The organism is Mycolicibacterium stellerae (assembly GCF_003719305.1).
Taxonomy (GTDB): Bacteria; Actinomycetota; Actinomycetes; order Mycobacteriales; family Mycobacteriaceae; genus Mycobacterium; species Mycobacterium stellerae.
On record NZ_RARC01000037.1, the window covers coordinates 1 to 21,931 of the forward strand.

Annotated in this window: 26 protein-coding genes and 2 riboswitches; of the genes, 19 read left to right on the plus strand and 7 right to left on the minus strand. The window is 65.2% G+C overall.

What is annotated here, in order from left to right:
- The 7 genes from D6M19_RS29565 to D6M19_RS29600 form a co-directional block, all read left to right on the plus strand.
- Positions 1–254 (plus strand): aldehyde dehydrogenase family protein (locus D6M19_RS29565; RefSeq protein ID WP_123028404.1); only part of this gene is annotated, 254 nt, incomplete at its 5' end.
- Complete coding sequence (locus tag D6M19_RS29570) at positions 254–739, plus strand: DUF779 domain-containing protein (protein ID WP_206428672.1); 486 nt, start codon at positions 254–256, stop codon at positions 737–739. The genes D6M19_RS29565 and D6M19_RS29570, both read left to right, overlap by 1 nt.
- Positions 740–776: 37 nt before the next feature.
- Entirely contained in the window at positions 777–1,055 is a 279-nt protein-coding gene (locus D6M19_RS29575) for a putative holin (protein WP_123028855.1), read from the plus strand.
- Entirely contained in the window at positions 1,048–1,599 is a 552-nt protein-coding gene (locus D6M19_RS29580; protein WP_234835113.1) for a hypothetical protein, read from the plus strand. Before D6M19_RS29575 ends, D6M19_RS29580 begins: the two co-directional genes overlap by 8 nt.
- A gap of 10 nt (positions 1,600–1,609) precedes the next feature.
- The gene (lpdA, locus tag D6M19_RS29585; protein ID WP_123028856.1) at positions 1,610–3,004 is read left to right on the plus strand and encodes a dihydrolipoyl dehydrogenase; all 1,395 of its coding nucleotides are present in this window, start codon (positions 1,610–1,612) and stop codon (positions 3,002–3,004) included.
- A complete protein-coding gene (locus D6M19_RS29590; protein WP_123028857.1) occupies positions 3,001–3,270 on the plus strand; it encodes a hypothetical protein in 270 nt (89 codons plus the stop codon). The genes lpdA and D6M19_RS29590 overlap by 4 nt, the downstream gene beginning before the upstream one ends.
- 411 nt (positions 3,271–3,681) lie before the next feature.
- Positions 3,682–4,005, plus strand: a complete 324-nt coding sequence (locus D6M19_RS29600) for a hypothetical protein (RefSeq protein ID WP_123028858.1) — start codon at positions 3,682–3,684, stop codon at positions 4,003–4,005.
- A 352-nt stretch (positions 4,006–4,357) separates the two neighbouring features.
- Here D6M19_RS29600 and D6M19_RS29605 read toward each other — a convergent pair whose 3' ends face one another.
- Both D6M19_RS29605 and ramB read right to left on the minus strand, forming a co-directional pair.
- A complete protein-coding gene (locus D6M19_RS29605; protein ID WP_123028859.1) occupies positions 4,358–4,903 on the minus strand; it encodes a carboxymuconolactone decarboxylase family protein in 546 nt (181 codons plus the stop codon).
- Complete coding sequence (gene ramB, locus D6M19_RS29610; RefSeq protein ID WP_123028931.1) at positions 4,900–6,315, minus strand: acetate metabolism transcriptional regulator RamB; 1,416 nt, start codon at positions 6,313–6,315, stop codon at positions 4,900–4,902. Before ramB ends, D6M19_RS29605 begins: the two co-directional genes overlap by 4 nt.
- 78 nt (positions 6,316–6,393) lie before the next feature.
- Here ramB and D6M19_RS29615 point away from each other — a divergent pair, with 78 nt between their 5' ends.
- The 4 genes from D6M19_RS29615 to D6M19_RS29630 all read left to right on the plus strand — a co-directional run bounded on the left by D6M19_RS29615 (position 6,394) and on the right by D6M19_RS29630 (position 10,750).
- On the plus strand, positions 6,394–7,212 hold the full coding sequence (locus D6M19_RS29615) for an acyl-[acyl-carrier-protein] thioesterase (RefSeq protein ID WP_123028860.1): 819 nt from the start codon (positions 6,394–6,396) through the stop codon (positions 7,210–7,212).
- A gap of 272 nt (positions 7,213–7,484) precedes the next feature.
- The gene (gene aceA / locus D6M19_RS29620) at positions 7,485–8,771 is read left to right on the plus strand and encodes an isocitrate lyase (protein ID WP_123028861.1); all 1,287 of its coding nucleotides are present in this window, start codon (positions 7,485–7,487) and stop codon (positions 8,769–8,771) included.
- Positions 8,772–8,870: 99 nt separating this feature from the next.
- Positions 8,871–9,725 (plus strand): 3-hydroxybutyryl-CoA dehydrogenase, encoded by an 855-nt coding sequence (locus D6M19_RS29625; protein ID WP_123028862.1) that lies wholly within the window; start codon positions 8,871–8,873, stop codon positions 9,723–9,725.
- 152 nt (positions 9,726–9,877) lie between these two features.
- The gene (locus D6M19_RS29630; protein ID WP_123028863.1) at positions 9,878–10,750 is read left to right on the plus strand and encodes a cyclopropane mycolic acid synthase family methyltransferase; all 873 of its coding nucleotides are present in this window, start codon (positions 9,878–9,880) and stop codon (positions 10,748–10,750) included.
- 565 nt (positions 10,751–11,315) lie between these two features.
- Here D6M19_RS29630 and D6M19_RS29635 read toward each other — a convergent pair.
- Both D6M19_RS29635 and D6M19_RS29640 read right to left on the minus strand, forming a co-directional pair.
- Positions 11,316–12,182, minus strand: a complete 867-nt coding sequence (locus tag D6M19_RS29635) for a polyphosphate kinase 2 family protein (protein ID WP_123028864.1) — start codon at positions 12,180–12,182, stop codon at positions 11,316–11,318.
- Positions 12,179–12,886, minus strand: a complete 708-nt coding sequence (locus tag D6M19_RS29640) for a TetR/AcrR family transcriptional regulator (RefSeq protein WP_123028865.1) — start codon at positions 12,884–12,886, stop codon at positions 12,179–12,181. Before D6M19_RS29640 ends, D6M19_RS29635 begins: the two co-directional genes overlap by 4 nt.
- 106 nt (positions 12,887–12,992) lie before the next feature.
- Here D6M19_RS29640 and D6M19_RS29645 point away from each other — a divergent pair, with 106 nt between their 5' ends.
- From D6M19_RS29645 to deoC, 6 genes are all read left to right on the plus strand, one after another.
- A complete protein-coding gene (locus tag D6M19_RS29645; RefSeq protein ID WP_206428673.1) occupies positions 12,993–14,327 on the plus strand; it encodes a DUF445 domain-containing protein in 1,335 nt (444 codons plus the stop codon).
- Positions 14,328–14,416: 89 nt separating this feature from the next.
- A complete protein-coding gene (locus D6M19_RS29650; protein WP_123028866.1) occupies positions 14,417–14,833 on the plus strand; it encodes a helix-turn-helix domain-containing protein in 417 nt (138 codons plus the stop codon).
- A 59-nt stretch (positions 14,834–14,892) separates the two neighbouring features.
- Positions 14,893–15,501, plus strand: coding sequence for a heparin-binding hemagglutinin (locus D6M19_RS29655; protein ID WP_123028867.1), 609 nt, complete (start codon positions 14,893–14,895; stop codon positions 15,499–15,501).
- 38 nt (positions 15,502–15,539) lie between these two features.
- On the plus strand, positions 15,540–15,824 hold the full coding sequence (locus D6M19_RS29660; protein ID WP_123028868.1) for a DUF2516 family protein: 285 nt from the start codon (positions 15,540–15,542) through the stop codon (positions 15,822–15,824).
- 38 nt (positions 15,825–15,862) lie between these two features.
- A complete protein-coding gene (locus D6M19_RS29665) occupies positions 15,863–16,237 on the plus strand; it encodes a DUF2599 domain-containing protein (RefSeq protein WP_123028933.1) in 375 nt (124 codons plus the stop codon).
- Positions 16,237–16,947 carry a deoxyribose-phosphate aldolase gene (gene deoC / locus D6M19_RS29670; protein ID WP_123028869.1) on the plus strand — a complete coding sequence of 237 codons (711 nt, stop codon included), beginning with the start codon at positions 16,237–16,239 and terminating at the stop codon, positions 16,945–16,947. The genes D6M19_RS29665 and deoC overlap by 1 nt, the downstream gene beginning before the upstream one ends.
- Positions 16,948–16,953: 6 nt before the next feature.
- Here the strand turns inward: deoC and D6M19_RS29675 are convergent, their stop codons facing one another.
- Positions 16,954–17,856, minus strand: coding sequence for an LmeA family phospholipid-binding protein (locus tag D6M19_RS29675; RefSeq protein ID WP_123028870.1), 903 nt, complete (start codon positions 17,854–17,856; stop codon positions 16,954–16,956).
- A gap of 99 nt (positions 17,857–17,955) precedes the next feature.
- On the opposite strand from D6M19_RS29675, the gene D6M19_RS34435 reads away from it, so the two are divergent.
- Positions 17,956–18,093: a hypothetical protein gene (locus tag D6M19_RS34435; RefSeq protein ID WP_164478760.1), complete on the plus strand. Its 138-nt coding sequence runs from the start codon at positions 17,956–17,958 to the stop codon at positions 18,091–18,093.
- Between the two features lie 15 nt (positions 18,094–18,108).
- Here D6M19_RS34435 and D6M19_RS29685 read toward each other — a convergent pair whose 3' ends face one another.
- Positions 18,109–19,251 (minus strand): agmatinase family protein, encoded by a 1,143-nt coding sequence (locus D6M19_RS29685; RefSeq protein ID WP_123028872.1) that lies wholly within the window; start codon positions 19,249–19,251, stop codon positions 18,109–18,111.
- 9 nt (positions 19,252–19,260) lie between these two features.
- A riboswitch (guanidine-III (ykkC-III) riboswitch) is annotated at positions 19,261–19,327 on the minus strand.
- 118 nt (positions 19,328–19,445) lie between these two features.
- Positions 19,446–19,554, plus strand: a riboswitch (guanidine-I (ykkC/yxkD leader).
- 25 nt (positions 19,555–19,579) lie between these two features.
- Here D6M19_RS29685 and D6M19_RS29690 point away from each other — a divergent pair.
- Positions 19,580–21,115: a high affinity choline transporter 1 gene (locus tag D6M19_RS29690; RefSeq protein WP_123028934.1), complete on the plus strand. Its 1,536-nt coding sequence runs from the start codon at positions 19,580–19,582 to the stop codon at positions 21,113–21,115.
- Here D6M19_RS29690 and D6M19_RS29695 read toward each other — a convergent pair.
- Positions 21,090–21,881 (minus strand): class I SAM-dependent methyltransferase, encoded by a 792-nt coding sequence (locus tag D6M19_RS29695; protein ID WP_123028873.1) that lies wholly within the window; start codon positions 21,879–21,881, stop codon positions 21,090–21,092. The genes D6M19_RS29690 and D6M19_RS29695 overlap by 26 nt on opposite strands.
- Positions 21,882–21,931 lie beyond the last annotated feature (50 nt).

The following is a 21,931-nucleotide window of genomic DNA, read 5'->3' on the forward strand; positions in this document are numbered from 1 at the left end:
CCAACGACACCCTCTACGGGTTGGGTGCCGGTGTGTGGAGCCGTGACGGCAACGTCGCTTATCGGGCGGGCCGTGACATCAAGGCCGGCCGGGTGTGGACGAATTGCTATCACGCCTATCCCGCGCATGCGGCGTTCGGCGGCTACAAGCAGTCGGGCATCGGCCGGGAGAACCACAAGATGATGCTCGACCACTACCAGCAGACCAAGAACCTGCTGGTGTCCTACAGCAACAAGGCCCAGGGCTTCTTCTGATGACGCCACCTCGGGCGCTTGTCACCCGGGCGGCCGCCGATCTGCTGGAACACCTGCAGGACAAGCACGGCGCGTTGATGTTCCACCAGTCCGGCGGCTGCTGCGACGGGTCGTCGCCGATGTGCTACCCCGACGGGGACTTCATCGTCGGTGACCGCGACATCCTGCTTGCCGTGTTCGACGTCGGGGACGCCGGGGTGCCGGTGTGGATATCCGGGCCGCAGTTCGAGGCGTGGAAACACACGCAACTGGTGATCGACGTCGTGCCGGGGCGCGGCGGCGGGTTCAGCCTCGAGGCGCCGGAGGGGGTGCGGTTCCTGTCGCGGGGTCGGGTGTTCACCGACGACGAGAAGCGGTCGCTGGCCGACAGCCCGCCGGTGACGGGCGCCGGCTACGAGCGGGGGGAGCGGCCACCGCCGTCGGCGACGCACATCGTCGCCGAGGCGGTTGATGCGTGTCCGTTACCTGCCACGCCGAGCGGGTAAAGCCGTACCGGCCTGACGCGGCGTTATCGTCGAACGCATGATCCCGGTACCTCGGGCGTGGATGTTGGCCAGCGCGATGCTGGTCGGAACGGCGGTTGGGCTGCTCGGCGGGATAGCGGCGACAAAGCTGGTCCACGCGACCGTTCGGCCCGACCTCGTCATCGCACTTGTCGTCGGTGTGCCGAGTGTGTCCGGCCTGGTGCTGATCCTGGCATCGCACCGGCGGTGGATGACGGCGCTCGGTGCATTCGTCCTGGCCATCGCCCCCGCGTGGTTCGGGGCGCTGGCCACCGTCCAGGTGGTGCACGGTGCCTGAGCAGCAGACCTATCGCGGGACCCACCGCCACCGCGCACCGCTGGGATGGCATCCCCCGCGCATTGCGCAGGATGCGAACGGGCAAGACTCCGGCCCGCAGGTCGGCGATCCGACGGCGCCGTTCACCCCGACGTTCACCGGCGAGATGCCCGCGGTCGCCGACGAGGCGCGCGACGAGGCGCTGCCCGCTTCTGCCGATCACACCGACACCCGCAGCGATGAGCCGTACCTCAAACGCTGGACGTTCGTGTTCGTCGTCGCGGCGGTCTGGGTCGTGGCCGCGGCCGTCGGGCTTGGCCTTTTCTACTGGTGGTTCCACTCGATAAACAAGACCCCCGCCGTTTTCATCGTGCTGGTCTACCTGGTGATGTGCACCGTCGCGGCCCTGATCGCGGCGATGTTTGGCGGCAAGCCGGCTCTCTCTGCGCTTGGCATCGCGCTTCTGTCGGCGCCGTTCGCGTCGACGGCCGCGGCGGCCGTCCTGTACGGCCTCTACTTCTGCGATCGAGCAAGCCGCTGTCTGGTGGGCGTCATCCCCTATTAGGGTTGGCAGGGTGAGCCACTATGACGTCGTTGTTCTCGGAGCAGGTCCAGGTGGGTACGTCGCAGCGATCCGCGCCGCTCAATTGGGGCTGAAGACCGCAGTCGTCGAACCAAAATACTGGGGCGGGGTGTGCCTCAACGTCGGCTGTATTCCGTCGAAGGCGTTGCTGCGCAACGCCGAACTCGCCCACATCGTCACCAAGGAAGCCAAGCAGTTCGGCATCAGCGGTGAGGCGACCTTCGACTACGGGGTTGCGTTCGACCGCAGCCGCAAGGTCGCAGAGGGCCGCGTCGCAGGCGTGCACTTCCTGATGAAGAAGAACAAGATCACCGAGATCGATGGCTACGGCAAGTTCAAAGACGACCACACGCTGGAGGTCGAACTCAACGAGGGCGGCACCGAGACGGTGACGTTCGACAACATCATCATCGCCACCGGAAGCAGCACCCGGCTGGTGCCGGGCACGTCGCTGTCGGAGAACGTCGTCACCTACGAGAAGCTGATCATGACGCGGGACCTGCCGAAATCCATCGTCATCGCGGGCGCGGGCGCGATCGGCATGGAGTTCGGCTATGTCATGAAGAACTACGGCGTCGACGTCACCATCGTCGAGTTCCTGCCGCGGGCGCTGCCCAACGAGGACGCCGAGGTGTCCAAGGAGATCGAGAAGCAGTTCAAGAAGCTCGGCGTGAAGATCCTGACCGGCACCAAGGTCGAAGCGATCTCCGATAACGGTGGCGACGTCACCGTCACCGTCAGCAAGGACGGCAAGTCCGAGGAGCTCAAGACCGAGAAGGTGTTGCAGGCGATCGGCTTCGCGCCCAACATCGAGGGCTACGGGCTGGACAAGGCGGGCGTGACGGTCACCGAACGCAAGGCCATCGGCATCGACGACTACATGCGCACCAACGTGCCGCACATCTATGCGATCGGCGATGTCACCGGAAAGCTCATGCTCGCCCACGTGGCCGAGGCGATGGGAGTGGTCGCGTCCGAAACCATCGGCGGCGCAGACACATTGCCGCTCGGCGACTACCGGATGCTGCCTCGCGCCACGTTCTGCCAGCCCCAGGTGGCGAGCTTCGGCCTCACCGAGGAGCAGGCGCGCGACGAGGGCTACGACGTCAAGGTCGCCAAGTTCCCGTTCACCGCTAACGCCAAGGCGCACGGCGTTGGTGACCCCAGCGGATTCGTGAAGTTGATCGCCGACGGGCGCTACGGCGAGCTGATCGGCGGTCACCTCATCGGCCATGACGTGTCGGAGCTGCTGCCCGAGCTGACGCTGGCACAGAAGTGGGATCTGACGGCCACCGAGTTGGCCCGCAACGTCCACACCCACCCGACGATGTCCGAAGCGCTGCAGGAGTGCTTCCACGGGCTCGTCGGCCACATGATCAACTTTTGAGAGCGATCTGGGTCGCCGGTATCGGCGGATTGATCGTCGGCCACATGCTGTGGCTGGCCGGTATCTCGGTGGCCATCGCGACGCGCACGGTCAACGACTGGGTGCTGGTGGTGGCCGCGGCGTCGTTCGTCGTCGGCATCGTGGCCGGGCTGCTGGGCTGGCGCGCGTATCGGCGTAAGTCCGACGTATGGGCTGCGTTCCTGTGCACCCTGCCGATATCGCCGGTGCTGCTGTCGCTTGTCGTGCTCGGGGTCACCTACCTCTAGTGCCATTTGGGAATCCGACGCCGCAAATGGACCGAATGCGTCGTCAGATTCCACAAACCAGCCGCTGCCGCTAGCGACCGGGTAGCCGCTCGGTGATGTCCTGCAGCACCCAGCCGTTGCCGTCGGGATCGGTGAACGAGGCGGGGGAACGGTAAAACACTCAGGCGTCAGGCCGCTGGGATATTTCCCAGGAAATTAACAGCATTTATACAGCGATAAGGCAGCATCTTTACAGCCATTGATCGCGGGAGCTGGAATACGCCAGTGTCGATGTAGCAAATTGAATCACTCAGGTATTAACTTTGCCGTCATTAATTTGCGGAAACTGATCCTGGGCCGCGCCGAGTGACCTACATTGCGCTTGTGCGTAGCAACGTCGGACGCACGTCGGGGTCGAAAGGAAGGAACAAAATGGCTAAGCATCGGGCAGCCTCTGAACACTCGGTCAAGGTGCGGACGGCGGTCGCAGGCGCGATCACGTCGGGCGCTCTTCTCATCGGCGCGCCTGCCGGTATGGCCATGGCAAAGCCGTCTGATTCAGTGACCAACCAGGTGGCGGTCAAGAAGACTCCGGAGAAGGAGATCGGAGCGGCCGTCAACAAGTATCTGGCAAAGCACCCGAAGACCGCTGTAAAGGTATTAACGTTCGTCAGCAAACTACCGCCGAAGACCCAGCAGGAGATCGGCAAGATCGCGGCCGACTTCGGTATCGGGCTGGGTGGCGCTCCAACATAGTGACACTTGGCTGACCTGAGGAAATCAACTGCGCTGGTCGCGCCCCCTCAGGTCGGCGGGGCCAGCCTCGCTGCATGGTAGGCGGGGCTGGTCTGACTCCATCGCCCCGACGGAACACTAGCCGGCTGCAAAGCCTCGGCGACGTGCGGCGGGGGTCTGCCAGCGGTCGGCGTGAAGATTGCTGGCATTCGTCGATTGTCTCAACAGAACACCAATGATTCTTGCCGCCGCAAATTGATTTATTGACTCCGCAAGTTCGTTGTTTGCATAGTGCAGAAGGTGACAGCGCTTCTTTGGCATCCATACACCCCCTGGTCCGATCGTGGACGTTGTCAGGAGGTCGGCGTTGGGTCTAGTCCGGGAAGTCCAGAGGCACATTCAACGTCGTGATGGTGGCCGCCAGCCCGTCGTATTGCGCTGCCAGCAGGCAAAATTCGATCAGCTGCGCCTTGTTCAGGTGACTTGCCAACGCCGCCCACGTCTCCGCTGAAACGCCACGGGTGACGACGAACTCGTCGGTGGCGGTGATCAACGCCCGCTGCCGGTCGGTCAGCCCGTCTGCGTCGGGCCCCTCGAAGATCTTGGCCTGCTCTTCCGGTCCGATGCCACGCGACCTGGCCAGTCTGCGGTGCTGCTGCAGTTCGTACTCGCAGTCGCGCAGATGGCCAACGCGCAAGATGACTACCTCAGCGTCGCGCACCGGCAGCTTGCTCAGCAGGCCGAGCAGCATTCCGCTGTAGGGCAGCCAGGCCAGGAACAGCAGCTTGTGCTGGCCAAGCACGTTCATCAAGCTGAACCGTGGCGCCCGGATGGTTCGCGCGCCCAGCTTGGCGATCGCCCAGTTGATCGGGCCGAGCTCGCGGAAGCCCCCCGGCTCTATGCGGGCAGGCGCGCTCATGACTGCTTCACCAGGTAGGGAGACACCGTGCTGCGGTGCTCGTCGAGGTCGAGCGCGCGGCCAAGCGCGGGGAAGGCCCGCTGCGGGCAGTTGTCCCGCTCGCACACCCGACAGCCCGCCCCGATGGGTGTGGCGATGTCACCGGACAAGTCCAACCCCTCCGAGTACACGAGTCGGTGTGCGTGTCGCAGCTCGCAGCCCAACCCGATTGCGAATGTCTTGCCCGGCTGACCATAGCGTGATGCGCGCCGCTCGACGGTGCGCGCCACCCACATGTAACTGCGGCCGTCCGGCATCTGGGCGATCTGGACCAGAATCTTGCCCGGGTTGGCGAACGTCTCGTAGACATTCCACAGCGGGCAGGTGCCGCCGCTTGAGGAGAAGTGGAAACCTGTGGCGGACTGTCGCTTTGACATGTTGCCGGCCTTGTCGACGCGGACGAAGGAGAACGGCACGCCGCGCATCGACGGCCGCTGCAGCGTCGAAAGGCGGTGTGCGACCGTCTCGTAGCTGACCGAGTAGAACGCCGACAGCCGCTCGACGTCGTAGCGGAACTTCTCGGCGACCTCGTGGAACTGCCCGTACGGCAGCACCGTCGCCGCGGCGAAATAGTTGGCAAGACCGAGCCGGGCCAGCGTGGTCGACTCCTCGCTGGTGAACTTGCCCTCCTCGACGAGCCTGTCGATGAGGTTGCCGAACTCGAGGTAGGCCAGCTCGGCGGCCATCTTGAACACCTGCTGGCCCGACGACAGGTGGCTGCCGATCTCCAGCCTGCGCGTCGCGGGGTCGTAGCGGTGCAGCACGGTGTCGCCGAGGTCGGTGCGGCTGACGATGTGCACCCCGTGCACGGCCTTGAGCCGGTCGGACAGGTCGCGGGCGAGGTCGCCGCGGTGCATGCGCAGGTTGATGGTGAGGTCCTCGGCGGCGGTGTCGAGCTCGTGCAGGTAATTCTGCCGTTGGTAGAAGTAGTCGCGGACTTCCTCGTGCGGCATCGTGATGGAACCGCTGCCGCTGCCGTCGGAGAACCGGTCCTCGGTGGCGGCGGCCAGCTGCGTCGTGGTGATCTGGTAGCGCCGATGCAGGTTGACCATCGCCCGCGCCAGCGTGGGATGGGCGTTGACGATGTCGGCGATCTCCGCCGGGTCGACGTCGATGTCCAGGTCGCGGTCCATCGTCACCTCGCGCAGCTCGGCGACCAACCGGGTGTCGTCCTGCGACGCGAAGAACGTCGCGTCGACTCCGAACACCTCGGTGATCCGCAACAGCACCGCAACGGTCAACGGGCGGACGTCGTGCTCGATCTGGTTCAGATAACTCGGTGAAATCTCCAGCATCTGCGCGAGCGCGGCCTGGCTGAATCCGCGCTCGCTGCGCAGCTGCCGGACCCGGGAGCCGACGAAGGTTTTTGCCACGTCAGAAAGCATAACGAGAATGTGAAGGGCGCCTTCGCAGACTTGGCAGCCGGATCGCCTGTGGCAGTATCGGCACCAATGAGTACCAAGGATGGCCCGGCCACCGGCCTGGCAAAGGCGCTGATGCCGGTGCCCGATCCGCACCCGGACGTATTCGACCGGCAGTGGCCGCTGCGCGTCGCCGACATCGACCGGTTGGGTCGGCTGCGATTCGACTCGGCCTGCAGGCACATCCAGGACATCGGTCAGGATCATCTGCGCGAGCTCGGCTACGAGGAGACCCATCCGCTGTGGATCGTGCGCCGCACCATGATCGACCTGATTCGGCCCGTCGAGTTCGGGGAGATGCTGCGGCTGCGCCGGTGGTGTTCTGGCACCTCGAACCGTTGGTGTGAGATGCGGGTGCGTATCGACGGGCACAAGGGCGGGCTGATGGAGTCCGAGGCGTTCTGGATCAACATCAACCGCGAGACCCAGGGGCCCGCCCGTATCTCCGACGACTTCATCGCGGGGCTGCAGCGCACCACCAGCGTCGATCGGTTGCGGTGGAAGGCGTACTTGAAGGGCGGCAGCCGTGAGGACGCCACCCAGATCCGCGAGTACCCGGTGCGGGTGACCGACATCGACCTCTTCGACCACATGAACAACTCCGTGTACTGGACGGTGGTCGAGGACTACCTGTTGTCGAGGCCGGAGATGTTCGAGGCACCGCTTCGGGTCACCATCGAGCACGATGCCCCGGTGGCACTCGGCGACAAGCTGGAGATCATCGCGCACGTCCACGCGGCCGGCTCGACCGACCGGTTCGGCGCCGAGCTGGCCGATCGCACTGTTACAACGCTCACATATGCCGTCGGCGACGAGACCAAAGCCGTCGCAGCCATCTTCGCGCTCTGACTCCGGTCGTTTAACAGTACGGGCGTACTGACCAGCGAAAATTGGCTACTGGCCAGTAGAAGCTGAACCGTTTCAGCTGATTGCTCACTTCGCAAACTTCGCAACTTGGCGAGGGCTGTTAGCGAAAGTTGGCAACTGAAACGGGTGGACCAGCGCATATGCCGAGGTGCATTATCGGATTAGCACAACAGCGAACTTGTAAGGGCGTTAACAGCCGGGAAAACCCAGCCGCCGCCCTCGCGATAGCCGATAACACGAAAAGGAGCCGCCCAATGTCCACCGTTGGCACGCCGAAATCGCCAGAGCAGATCCAGCACGACTGGGACACCAACCCGCGGTGGAAGGGCATCGAACGCACCTACACCCCCGCAGACGTCGTCGCGCTGCAGGGCTCGGTGGTCGAGGAGGCCACGCTTGCCCGCCGCGGCGCAGAGGTGCTGTGGAGCCAGCTGCACGACATGGAATTCGTCAACTCGCTCGGCGCGCTGACCGGCAACATGGCCGTGCAGCAGGTGCGTGCCGGCCTCAAGGCCATCTACCTGTCCGGTTGGCAGGTCGCGGGCGACGCGAACCTGTCCGGGCACACCTACCCCGATCAGAGCCTGTACCCGGCCAACTCGGTGCCGCAGGTGATCCGCCGCATCAACAACGCGCTGCTGCGCGCCGACGAGATCGCCAAGGTCGAGGGCGACACGTCCGTCGAGAACTGGCTGGCGCCGATCGTTGCCGACGGCGAGGCAGGCTTCGGCGGCGCGCTCAACGTCTACGAGCTGCAGAAGGCGATGATCGCCGCAGGCGTCGCGGGGTCGCACTGGGAGGATCAGCTCGCGTCGGAGAAGAAGTGCGGCCACCTCGGTGGCAAGGTGCTCATCCCGACCCAGCAGCACATCCGCACGCTGACCTCGGCCCGGCTGGCCGCCGACGTCGCCGACGTGCCGACCGTCGTCATCGCACGTACCGATGCCGAGGCCGCCACGCTGATCACCTCCGATGTCGACGAGCGCGACCAGCCGTTCATCACCGGCGAGCGGACCAAGGAAGGCTTCTACCGGGTGCGTAACGGCCTCGAGCCGTGCATCGCCCGCGCCAAGGCCTACGCGCCGTACTCCGACCTGATCTGGATGGAGACCGGTACTCCCGACCTCGAGCTGGCGGCAAAGTTCGCCGAGGGCGTCAAGAGCGAGTTCCCCGACCAGATGCTGGCCTACAACTGCTCGCCGTCGTTCAACTGGCGCAAGCACCTCGACGACGCGACCATCGCCAAGTTCCAGAAGGAGCTCGGCGCGATGGGCTTCAAGTTCCAGTTCATCACGCTGGCCGGCTTCCACGCCCTGAACTACTCGATGTTCGATCTGGCTTACGGCTACGCCCGCAACCAGATGACCGCCTACGTCGAGCTGCAGGAACGCGAGTTCGACGCCGAGGAGCGGGGCTACACCGCGACCAAGCACCAGCGCGAGGTCGGCGCGGGCTACTTCGACCGGATCGCCACCACGGTGGACCCGACCAGCTCGACGACCGCGCTGACGGGCTCGACCGAAGAGGGGCAGTTCCACTGACAAGGCGCCCATAGCCGCGAGCAGACGCAAAGTCGCACAAATTCTGTTCGAAACACGCGATTTTGTGTCTGCTCGCGGTGGGGAAATAGTGTTGAGCACGTGAGCATTGAACGGGTAGGCGTCGTCGGCGCAGGGCAGATGGGCTCCGGCATCGCGGAGGTGTCGGCCAAGGCGGGCGCGAACGTGGCGGTTTTCGAGCCGACACAGGAGCTGGCCGACGCGGGCCGCGATCGCCTCACCAAGTCTCTTGAGCGCGCGACGAGCAAGGGCAAGCTGTCTGAAAGCGACCGCGACGCCGCACTGGCGAGACTGACGTTCACCACCGACCTCGCCGACCTCGCCGACCGCCAGCTCGTCATCGAGGCGGTCGTGGAGGACGAGACAGTCAAAGGCAAGATCTTCGCCCGGCTCGACGAGCTCATCACCGATCCCGACGCCGTGCTCGCGTCGAACACCTCCAGCATTCCCATCATGAAAATCGCTGCGGCAACAAAGAATCCAAGCCGTGTGCTGGGCCTGCATTTCTTCAATCCGGTGCCGGTGCTGCCGCTGGTCGAACTGATCAGCACGCTGGTCACCTCCCACAGCGCCTTGGCGCGTACCGAGGAGTTCGCGAGCGGCGTGCTTGGCAAGAAGGTGGTGCGCTGCGGTGACCGATCCGGTTTCATCGTCAACGCGCTGCTGGTGCCCTACCTGCTGTCCGCCATCCGGATGGCGCAAGCGGGTGTCGCCACCGTCGAGGACATCGACACGGCCGTGGTGGCCGGGCTGTCGCACCCGATGGGTCCGCTGCGGCTGTCGGATCTCATCGGCCTCGACACGATGAAACTCATCGCGGACTCGATGTATGACGAATACAAGGACCCGAACTTCGCGCCGCCGCCGTTACTGCTGCGGATGGTCGAGGCCGGGCAGCTCGGCAAGAAGTCCGGAAAAGGTTTCTACGCATACTGAGCGGCGGAGTTGGGTTTCGTGCCCGCCGTTGTATAGATTTGTGACGCAGTTATGACGTGTCGGTTCAGTCGGGAGCCGTCTGCGCGCATGTGGCCTGACATCTGCTCGCACTGCTTTCCGGCTTGCCGGTCGGAAAACGGACGGGGTAGTTGATGTCGGACGCTGTAGTCGATTTGGACCCTTACTACGAGGAATCCCAGTCCATTTACGACGTGTCTGATGAATTCTTCCAGACGTTCCTTGACCCGACGATGGGGTACACCTGCGCGTACTTCGAGCGCGCCGACCTGACGCTCGAGCAGGCCCAGCTCGCGAAGTTCGACCTGGCGCTCGGCAAGCTGAATCTCAAGCCAGGGATGACGCTGCTCGACGTCGGCTGTGGCTGGGGTGGCGCGCTGCGGCGCGCCGTGGAGGTCTACGACGTCAACGTCATCGGTATCACGCTGAGTCGCAACCAGTACAAGTACAGCAAGGCGCTGATGGCGTCGATCCCGACGCAGCGCACCGCCGAAGTGAGGCTGCAGGGCTGGGAGGAGTTCGACGAGCCTGTCGACCGGATCGTCTCGATCGGCGCCTTCGAGGCGTTCAAGGCGGATCGGTACCCGCTGTTCTTCGAGCGGGCGTATGCCATCCTGCCCGCTGACGGCAGGATGCTGCTGCACACCATCCTGGCGCACACGCAGAAGTTCTTCCGCGACAACGGCATCAAGCTCACCATTTCCGACTTGAAGTTCATGCGTTTCATCGGCACCGAGATTTTCCCCGGCGGACAACTGCCCGCGGTCGAAGACATCGAGGGACTCGCCGCCGGGTCAGGGTTCACCCTCGAGCGGACGCACCTGTTGCAGCCGCACTATGCCAAGACGCTCGACATCTGGGCAGCCAACCTCACCGCCAACAAGGAACAGGCGATCGCGCTGACATCAGAAGAGGTGTACGACCGCTATATGCGATACCTGACCGGGTGTGCGGACTTCTTCCGCCGCGGTATCACCAACGTCGGTCAGTTCACACTCGTCAAGTAGCGCAGGCGCGAGCGCGCAGGGCGCCCACCGGTCGGTAGTGCGGTCCCTAGAGTTCTTGGATCAAGCCAAGACCCCTATAGAAGCGATCGTCGGGGTCGAGGCGATTGGCGCGCGACCGGTATCGCGCGCCAATCCCCTCGATTTAGATACTGGATCCACGCTATCCAGGCGGTGGGCACGGGTGGGCCGGCGCACCGCACGGAGGCGGCGGAGGCGGCGGCGGCGGATCGGCACTGGCCACACCGGCCCCGATACCCGCCAAACTCAGGCCTAGACCGGTGGCCACGGTCACCGTCCCAATCAGCTTGCGCTGTCGACTTGTCTTATCAAACAATTCGAAATCTCCTTCCGGGGTTCATAAATACGGTGCGACAACGAATTTAGTTGTGCTGTGTTGGAACGGCGTAGCAAGAGCCTTGGCTGTAGTTATGAACGTAGTCCGGTGGTCGCCATGTAACAGCAAGTGCGCAATGGTCTCACGCGCAACCGGGTCCGCTCAAAGTGCAAGGCGCCCCGGCTATTTGGCGAGCCGCCCAGCGGTCCTCGTATAGCGTTTGGACGCGCGCTAGGCGTCGGCGAGCCGCTTCTTCTCGGTCGCGACGTCGAAATCGGGTGGCGGCCAGTTCATGTTGAGGCTCTTGAGGGTGTCGATGAGCAGCTCGGTGACGGCGAGTCGGCTGTACCACTTCTTGTCGCAAGGGATGACGTACCACGGCGCGTAGTCCGTCGACGTCTTGTCGAGCACGGCCTGGTACGCCTGCTGGTACTTGGGCCACAGCTTGCGCTCGTCGATGTCGGCGGGGTTGTACTTCCAGTACTTGTCGGGTCGCTCCAACCGCTGGGCCAGTCGCTTCTTCTGTTCGTTCAGCGAGACGAACAGGGCCACTTTGACGATCGCGGTGCCGCCGTCGACGAGCTCGCGTTCGAACGCGTTGATCTCGTCATAGCGGGCACCCCAAACGTCGGGTGGCACGAGGTCGTGCACGCGAACGATCAGTACGTCCTCGTAATGCGAGCGGTCGAACACGCCGATGTGGCCCGCCTTTGGCAGCGCATTGCGAATGCGCCACAGGTAGTGGTGGGCCAGCTCTTCCTCGGTTGGCTTACCAAAGCTCGTGTAGCTGATCCCCTGTGGATTCGCGCTTCCGACAACGTGTTTGACGATTCCGCCTTTGCCCGCGGTATCCATCCCCTGTAGCACCAGCAGGACTGAACGGTTATCTCCTGCCCTGCTGTTGGCATACAGCATCTCCTGCAGCTCCGAGTACCGGATGCTGCGCTCCTCATGCAGCGCTGGGGCGTCGGCCTTGGTGCCGGTGAAACCGGGCGTGGCGTTGGTTTTGATGTCGCCGATCTGGTCGCCGGTTTGGAAGCGCAGATGGATATGCGGCTCGTGCGACCACAACGCGGGCAGATCGGAGTCGGTGCTCATCGTTTGAGCAATTGTGGCGGCAGGATCGGCGACGGGTGGGCCATTTCCCTGAACTTCTCCAGTGAGCCGCCCACCTCGACGATGCCGCACAGCGCATTCCAGGACAGCATCGTCAGGTAGTCGATCAGCTCGTCGCTAGTCATCCGCGGATGCGACATCCACGAGTGCGTAGCCAGCTGCACCCCGCCGACCGTGTGGTACGCCCACGGCTCGACGCCCCCGGTGTCCATGCCCACATCCACCATCTGCCTGCGCAGCATGACCGCCAGCATGCGGGCGATGATCTCCTCGCTGTTGGCGATCACCTTGTTCTTGCTCGCCGAGTTGTTCGCCATTACGAACCGGTAGGGCTCGGGTTCGGCGGCCACCGTCTCGACGTAGACCTTGATGACCTCTCGGGTGAGTTCATAGCCGTGCAGGTTCGATGACAGTGCGGCGGCCATGTTGGGGATCAGGGTGGTCTGAGCAAACCGCATCATCACCGCGGTCGTCAGGTCGTTCTTGTCGACGAAGTAGCGGTAGAGAACGGTCTTCGAGACCCCGATCTCGGCGGCGATCTCGTCCATACTGACGTTGCTGCCGCGTTGTCGGATGGCCACCAGGGTGCCGTCTACCAGCTCGTTTCGCCGCTCCACCTTGTGTTGGTGCCAACGGCGCTTCCGACCGTCCGTCTTGACCGCCCCCGGCGGAGTCTGCTGAGCCACTATCGCGCTAGTCCGTTCCCTAGATCTACTCGATACTACGGCGGACAACTGCCACCAGCCTGGTTGGCACGGGCGAACAACCGAAGTCGTAGCGGATGATGGAGGGGTGGCACACAGACCAGACCCCGCAAACAGCGGGTTGCAGGCACTGCCCGCGCCAGTGAGTTTCGCCGAGTCGTTGGCGGGCGCCGACAGCGCGGCCGATGCCGAACGGCGCCGTGGCCTGCGCCGGATGAAGGTCGTCGCGCTGGGTTTCCTGGTCGGGGCCACCGTCTTGTTTCTGTTCTGCCGGTGGGCCGAGGCCAACGGCGCCGGTGTGTGGGCCGGTTATGTTGCTGCCGCGTCGGAAGCCGGCATGGTCGGCGCGCTGGCCGACTGGTTCGCGGTGACCGCGCTCTTCAAGCACCCGTTGGGGATACCCATTCCGCACACCGCGATCATCAAGCGCAAGAAGGACCAGTTGGGCGAGGGCCTCGGGGCGTTCGTCCGGGAGAACTTCATGTCGCCGGAGGTGGTCGAGACCAAGCTGCGCGACGCCGAAGTCGCCGGGCGACTCGGGAAGTGGCTGTCGGAGCCCGCGCACGCCGAGCGGGTGGCCGCCGAGGCCTCCACGGTGCTGCGGGTGCTGGTGGAGATGTTGCGTGACGAGGACGTCCAGGCCGTCTTGGACCGGATGATCGTCAAGAGGATCGCCGAGCCGCAGTGGGGGCCGCCGATCGGTCGGGTGCTGGCCACGCTTCTGCAGGAGGGCCGTCAGGAGGCCCTGCTGCAACTGCTTGCCGACCGGGCGTTCCAATGGTCGTTGAACGCAGGTGAGGTCATCGAGCGGGTCATCGAGCGCGATTCGCCGACCTGGTCGCCGCGCTGGGTGGACCATCTCGTCGGCGATCGCATCCACCGGGAGTTGATGGACTTCACCGACAAGGTTCGGCGCAATCCCGACCACGAGTTGCGCCGATCGGCCACCCGGTTCCTGTTCGAGTTCGCCGACGACCTGCAGCACGACGAGACGACGATCGGCAAGGCCGAGAACGTCAAGAACCAGATCATGGCCCGCGAAGAAGTCGCCCGCGCCGCGGAAACGGCATGGAACACCGCCAAGCGGATCTTCTTCGAGTCTGTCGACGACCCGTCGTCGGCGCTGCGCACCCGCATCGCGGACTCCGCGGTGAACATCGGCGAGTCGCTCCGTGACGACGCCGATCTGCGCGACAAGGTGGACAACTGGATCATCAGGGCGGCTCAACACCTGGTCACCCAATATGGGGCGGAAATCACAACGATCATCACCGACACGATCGAACGATGGGACGCCGACGAGGCGAGCAGACGCATCGAACTTCACGTCGGTCGTGACCTGCAGTTCATCCGGATCAACGGCACTGTGGTGGGCGCTCTGGCCGGCCTGGTCATCTATTCGATAGCCCAACTACTCTTCTGACCTGCGCTAACTAGTGCTTGCAAAAGTTAGCACCCCGTCGTACCGTTGGGTCGTCACACCGAATACCCGACGCACTGAGGGGGTAACCCATGTCGCAGGACGACAAGCTCGTCGATGTGGTCTCCAGCGCTGCACAGGACATCGGGAGTTTTATCCGGTCGCAGCGCGAGGCGGCTCAGGTATCGGTGCGGCAGTTGGCCGAGAAGGCCGGCGTCAGTAATCCCTACCTGAGTCAGATCGAGCGGGGATTGCGGAAACCCTCAGCCGACGTGCTGAGCCAGATCGCCAAGGCACTGCGGGTATCTGCGGAAGTGCTCTACATAAGGGCCGGAATCCTGGAACCCAGTGAGACCAATGAGGTTCGTGACGTAATCATCACCGATACGGCGATCACCGAGCGGCAGAAGCAGGTGCTGCTCGACATCTACACATCGTTCTGCGAACAGAACGAAGCAGCCCTTGCCCTGGAAGCCAGGCAGACGGACGAGGAGCCGACTACTGACTGAACCCAGACGAATCGCTGTTTTGAGACGACCGAATGAAACCCGAGAAAGGAAATATTGACATGGCGAAGAAGACCGCCAAGACGAACACCCAGCCGACCGTTGACGACCTCAAGGCCCCGCTGCTTGCCGCGGTGGGCGCCGCCGACCTGGCCCTCGAGCGGGTCAACGAGATCGTCGCCACCCTGCGTGAGCGTGCAGGCGAGGCCCGCACCGACGCCGAGACGCGCGTCGAGGAGAGCCGCGCGCGGCTGACCAAGCTGCAGGAGGACCTGCCGACGCAGTTCGGTGACCTCCGCGACCGGCTGAGCTCCGATGAGCTCCGTAAGTTCGCCGAGAGCTACGCCGAGACCGCGCAGACCACTTACAACAAGCTCGTCGAGCGTGGCGAGGTCGCCATCGAGAAGCTTCGCAGCCAGCCTGCCCTCGAAGAGGCCGCAGGCCGGGTGGAGACCTATACCGACCAGGCCGTCGAGCTGACCCAGGAGGCGCTGGGCAACGTCGCTTCGCAGACCCGCGCGGTCGGCGAGCGCGCCGCCAAGCTGGTTGGCGTCGAGCTGCCGAAGAAGGCACAGAAGGCTGCCGCCCCGGTCAAGAAGGCCGCCAAGAAGGCCCCGGCCAAGAAGGCCCCCGCCAAGAAGGCCCCGGCCAAGAAGGTCACCCAGAAGTAAATTCGACGCCGACGGTGGCGCCCGCTTAGGCTGGTGAGGTGATCCTTGCCGACCTAGCGGGCGTCATTGTTTTGGTGCTCGTCGTCCTCGCATTCGGCGTGGCCGTCTATGCCTTCGTGCACGCCGCCATGCAACGCCCCGACGCGTACACCGCCGCAGGCAAGCTCACCAAGCCGGTGTGGCTGCTCATCATCGGCGGTAGTGTCCTGCTGCTGCTGGTGTTCAGGGATCCCTTCGGCGCGGCCATCGCGGCCGTCGCATCGGGCATCTATCTGGTCGACGTCCGGCCCAAAATCCTCGACATTCAGGGAAAGTCGCGGTAGCAGTGCGCCGCCGCGTCCTTGCCGCAACGGCGGCGGCCATGGCTGCTGCCTTCGCTCTGGCGGGTACCGCGTCGGCCGATGTGCCCGGCCCGCCGTACGTCGTCTCTGCCGTGTGGGCCAAGTGGGGCGACCTGTCCAGCCTGCGCGTCTACCCGACCGAATCCGCGCGCGTCGCGTCGGCTCAGATCGGCACCACCGCGCAGGCCGACGAGGCATGGACCGAAGTGCTGACGCTGTCCCCGGACGCCGACATTCCAGGGATGCGTGAACAATTCATGTGCCACTGGCAGTATGCGGAACTCGCCGATCCCAGCAAGACAAGCTGGAACCTCGAGCCGTGGCGGCCGGAGGTCTCCGGCGACGAGATGGTGGCGGCGCGCTGCAATCCCGGCGGCACAGAAGAACCGTTCTAGTGGCCGCTCGGAGGGCAGGAACGCAGAGACCCGGGAATGTTCTCAGCCGCGTCGAAGTGGCCGCGCTCGTCGACCACACCTTGCTCAAGCCTGAAGCGACACAACGCGATGTGGCGGCGTTGGTGGCCGAGGCCGTCGAGCTCGGGGTGTATGCGGTGTGCGTATCACCATCGATGGTGGCGGTCGCCAAGTCGTCGACACCCGAGGGTCTACACGTTGCCTCAGTCGTGGGATTCCCGTCAGGCAAACACCTTTCGGCGATCAAGGCCGCCGAGGCGGTGCAGGCGGTCGGCGCGGGCGCCGACGAGATCGACATGGTCATCGACGTCGGAGCCGCCGTGTCCGGTGAATTCCATTCTGTGCGAGCCGATATCGCCGCGGTCCGGAGCGCTGTTCCCGGCGCCGTCCTCAAGGTGATCGTCGAGTCGGCGGCGATGCTGGGGCTGGCCGGCGAGGACGCGCTGAGGTCGGCGTGCCGGGCCGCCGCCGACGCGGGTGCGGATTTCGTCAAGACCTCCACCGGGTTTCACCCCAGCGGCGGCGCATCGCTGCGCGCGGTCGAGTTAATGGCGGCGACGGTCGGCCCGCGCCTCGGCGTCAAGGCCAGCGGCGGCATCCGCACCGCCGACGACGCCGTCGCGATGCTGGACGCGGGCGCCACCCGGCTCGGGCTTTCGGGCACCCGCGCCGTGCTCGACGGGTTGGATTAGCGGCAATTAGAGGCCCGCGAAGCAGGGATCGTCGTTGCCCGCAGGGATCTGCGCGTTCTCGGTCGAAAAGCGTGCTGTCACACCGGTATCGGTGACCGTGACGTCGTCGGCGTGTATGCCGAGCGGATAGTTCTTCGTCAGCTGGGCGGAGAACGCGTCCAGCGCGGGCTGCACCGTCTCGCGCGGCAGCGTGAAGCCGAGCCCGCTGAGGTTGACCACCTGCAGTGCCAGGCCACCGTCGGCCACCGTCGGCTTGGTGGTGATGCTGCTGCCCAACGCGGCCTCGAGTTCGATGGTGCCGTCGGACGGGTTGGTCTTGACACCGGTGACGAATCCGCCGACCACCGGGATGGAATCCTGCACCGTCTGCTTGATGCCGTCGGCCGTCCAGGTGATCGTCGCGTTCAGCGCGCCGATCGTGCCCTTCGAACTACCGGAGTCGTGCAGTCGCACATCGTCGATGTTCACCTGGGCCTTCATGCCCTTGGCGTCGCGGATCTGGTTACCCGCCGTCTCGATCGAGATGTTGCCGTAGTGCCCGGTCATGTGCTGGATCAGAAACGGCGACGCCCCGAACGAGACGGTGACGTCGTCCTGCACCACGCACTCGGTGGCCGCGGCCACCACGTCGTCGGCCCGGCTGCGCGCGTACAGTTCCGCGGCCAGTACGCCCGCGGCGATCAGCGCGACCACGATGACGACCACCAGCACGATGGTCAGCGGGTCGCGGAAGAGCTTCGCGAGCTTGCCGGCGGGCCTGCCCGGTGGCGGGGGAGTTGGCGGCGGGCCAGCCGGCGGTGCGCTCGGCGGGCCAGCCGGCGGTGCGCTCGGCGGGAACTGCGGAGGAGGCCCCTGCGGAGCCTGACCCGGCGGGGTTTGGTCGGCCGGGCGAGCCCAGGGTTCAGTCACCCCCGCGATTCTGCCTTATGAAGGTGGGCGGGGTCTGTGCGGTTGTGCAGCACCGCGATCGTGTCCCGCACCGAGTGCACGGCATCAGGGTCGATATCGGTGACGAGCAGCGACGGGTCAGCGCCCGCCGCGTCGATCTCGTCACCCGCGGCGATGACGCGGCACGCCGAATCGGCACATCGTCGCCTCGGGAAACAGCACAAGGCCCGCGCCCGCGTCGGCTGCCCGCGGGTGTAGTCCTCGACGCCGCTGTCACGGCCCCCAGGCGACTCGGTCCTGCGCGGCGGCCTTCTTACCCAGTTTTCCGGAGCGCACCTGCGCCGCAAGGCTGTCCAGGATCACCCGCGAGCTCAGCAGCGCGGTCTGCTCGGCCCAGTCGTAAGGCGGCGAGCATTCGACGACCTCGATGCCTGCCAGGCCGGGCTCGGACACCATCTTGATGAGGTTGAGTGCCTCCCGCGGCAGCAGCCCGCCCGGCTCGGGCCATCCGGTGCCGGGGACGAACCCGGCATCGATGACATCGATGTCGAAGGACAGGTACACCGCCTTGGCGTCCTTCCATGCGATCTCGAGTGCCATCTCGGCGATCTTTTCGACGCCGACCCTTTCGACGTCGCCGACGGTGATGACCGTCGACTGGCGCTCGCGACCGACCTTTACGCCCGCACGGGGCGCCTGCCAGCCGCCGATGCCGATCTGAACCAGGTTGGTGGCGGGCGCATTCTTGATGTTGGTGGCGTGAAACCACGGTGTGGTGTGCATCCGCTCGTCGAGGTCGGATTCCTGGGTGTCCACGTGGCGGTCGAAGTGGATGATGCCCACGTTGCCGTCCAGATAAGGGGTCAGCCCGCGGATGGTGGGGAAGCCGATCGAGTGATCGCCGCCGAGCACGACGGGCATCACGCCCTTGGACACCACATGCGCCATGGCCTGGCTGATCTGGTCGAAGGATTTCTCCAGATTGCCCGGGATGGTGAACACGTCGCCGATGTCGACCATGTTGAGCTGCTCGCGCAGATCGACGCCCGACTCGTAGTTGTAAGTGCCAAACAGGTTGGTGGACCGCCGAATTCCCTGTGGACCGAACCGAGTGCCGGGCCGGTAGGTGGCGCCTGCGTCCAGCGGCACACCAAAGATCGCCACCTCGGCGTCGTCGACCTTGTTGACGTCCTCGACGAACGGGCATTTGAGGAACGTGCCTCGCTCGCCCGCGAAGTGCGGCAGCTCGCCGCGGACGAATGTGGAGATCCGGCGGTCGTTGATCGTCGGTGCGGCCTCGAGCCCGTAGCTGAGGCCTCGTTCGATCTCCTCACGCTCGCGGCGATCCGGAAGGCGCGCCTCGGCCTGTTGAGCCCAGGCACCTTCGGCGTTGAGGGGTTGGTCGTCGTCGGACACGGGGACTCCTTAGCGCCGTCTTGTCGCTTGCCGGGTACGACGCACCTCGTCCGGGGAGCCGATGCGCGGCTCCTGCTTCCATATCTTGGCAGCGATCGGTGAACCCGCCACTTGAAATGCAACGAGTCGTTAACACGGCCCGCAACCGGCCGTAACGGTTCGGGGTTTTGCTGGCGGGCGACCCGCATTCACCTGTGGGGCGCGTCTAGGGTTCCGCCGGTTTCGGCCGGGTCTGGTCCGAGAGATGCAGGCGGTCAGGCGACGAGGCCTGCCGCCCCACGGCGGGACAAAAACCCGGGAGACTCCGCAGCTCGCAAGGAGGCTCCCCATCATTCTTCTCGGCGTAGGGATCAGCATCGCCGTCGTCGTTCTCGTCGGCTTCCTGGTTTCGAAACGAATAGCGGGCGACAGCGCCAATTTCCTTGTCGGCGGCCGCTCGCTACCCCTGATACTGGTCGGCGGCGCCCTGATGGGCTCTGCCGTCGACACCAACGCCACGCTCGGCAATACCGACCTGGCGGCCGAGTTCGGCTTCTGGGCGGGCGCGTGCCTGCCGCTCGGACTTGCGCTGTGCCTGGTCCTGACGGGCCTGTTCTTCGCCAAGCCGATGAACCGGATGGGGCTGACGTCGTTCCCGGACTACTACCGGCTTCGGTTCGGCCGCGCCGTCGAGGCCGTGGCATCCCTGTTGCTCATCATCGGCTTCTGCCTTCTGGTGGCGGGCAACCTGGTGGCGGGCGGCTTCCTGTTCAACTACTTCGTCGGTATTCCGTATTGGCTCGGCGCCGTCATCATCGCGATCCTCGCCGTGGCCTACACGGGAACGGGCGGTCTGATCGCCGATGCCTACACCGCAATCATCCAGATGACCCTGGTGCTGGTCGGCGCCGTCGGCCTGCTGATCTGGATGGCCGCCACGCACGGTATCGCGATCGCCGACGGCATGGGTCCGCTCGACCTCGGCCAGATGACCGATCCCGCCCAGGGCGCGACCATCAACTGGGCGACGCTGATCGCGCTCGGCATCGGTGACATCGTCGCGATCGACTTCATGCAACGGGTGTTCGCCGCGAAATCCCCCGAGACGGCCCGACGGGCGTGCTTTGGTGCTGCGACAGGCGTCGTCGCGATCTGTGTCCCGTTCGGGTTGGTCGTGCTCTCGGCGAAGGCGTTCCTGCCCGAGGAGCTCGACGGGCCGATCCTGTTCGTGCTGCTGGACAACTACGCCCCGGTGTTCCTGACGGTCATCGTGTTGTGCGGCCTGGTCGGCGCGTCGATGAGCACCGCAAACGGTGCGATCCTCGCCATCTCCAACGTGTCGGTGCGCAACCTCGGCGGCGTTCGGCGTGTGCACGTGCCCGGACAGCGCGATCCGCTGCTGTGGTCGACGCGCATCGCCATGGTCCCGGTGACCGTGCTGGCGATCCTCATCGCGATCTATGTGAAGCAGACGGGGATCCTGCTCACGCTGGCCTTCGATCTCCTGCTGGCGTGCCTTGTGGTGCCGTTCATCCTCGGGCTGGTGTGGCGCAGGGGTACCGCGGTGGCGGCACTCGTGTCGATCGCCGTCGGCCTGACCGTGCGCCTCGTGCTGTTCGCGATGACGCCGACGATGTACGGCCTCGACAACACGATCCTCTACATCCCCAACGGGGTCATCGACGCATCGTTCGACGGCTGGCCGACGTTCATCGCCTTCGCCGCTTCGTTGATCACTTACGTGGCAATAGCTCTCGTCACGCCGCAGGCGCCGATCCGTGGACTCGACATCCAGGTCGCCCAGGATGTCGACGACGCACTCGACGGGGTCGATGAGTCCGAGCTGGAGTCCGAACTGGTCAAGGCCGAGGCGGGGCAACAGTAGCCCAGGGCACCGTGAGCACACCGTCGCGCATGCGGCGGCGGGGCGGTTCGAGCGGCCAGCCGTTGTCGCGCAACATGTTCAGCATGGCGCGCCATCGTTCGCGCGGTCCGAAGACGCCGTGGCCGACGACGCTGGCCCACGCATGATCGGCGGCGGCCAGCAGCGCGTTGATCGGCTGACCCGAGACGTTGTGGTGGATAAGGATTTTCGGTAGCCGCTCGGCGAGGTCTGACGGGCGTTCGATGGCGAACGGGTCGCAGGCCAGTGTCAGGCTGACCGGTCCGTTGCCGTCGAGCAGCACCCAGCCGCACCGCCTGCCGATCTCGTCGCAGGTGCCGTCGACGATCAGGCCGCCGGGCGCCAGCCGCGCCGTCATCGTCGACCAGGCCGCGGCCACCGCGTCCTCCGGGTACTGCCTCAGCACGTTGAACGCCCGCACCAGTACCGGGTGGTGGCCGGCCAACTCGAAGCCGCCGAGACCGAAGTCGACGGAGTCGTTTTGGGCGGCGGCCCGCGCCGCACTGACCCGCTGGGGATCGATCTCCAGCCCGATCACCCTGACATCGGTGCGCACTGTCCGTATCCGGCTCGCGAGTTCCAGGGTGGTCACCGGCAGCGCGCCGTAGCCGAGGTCGACGACCAGCGGGTCGGCCGCCGACTGCAGTGCGGTGCGGACCCGCGGCGAGTGCACGAGCCAGCGGTCGCAGCGGCGCAGCCGGTTGTGGCCCGTCGTGCCCCGCGTCAGCTGTCCGACCGGGGCGACCATGCCCCGATTTTAGGGCGTCGAGTGCCGTTTACCCTGATCCGCGCGGCGCG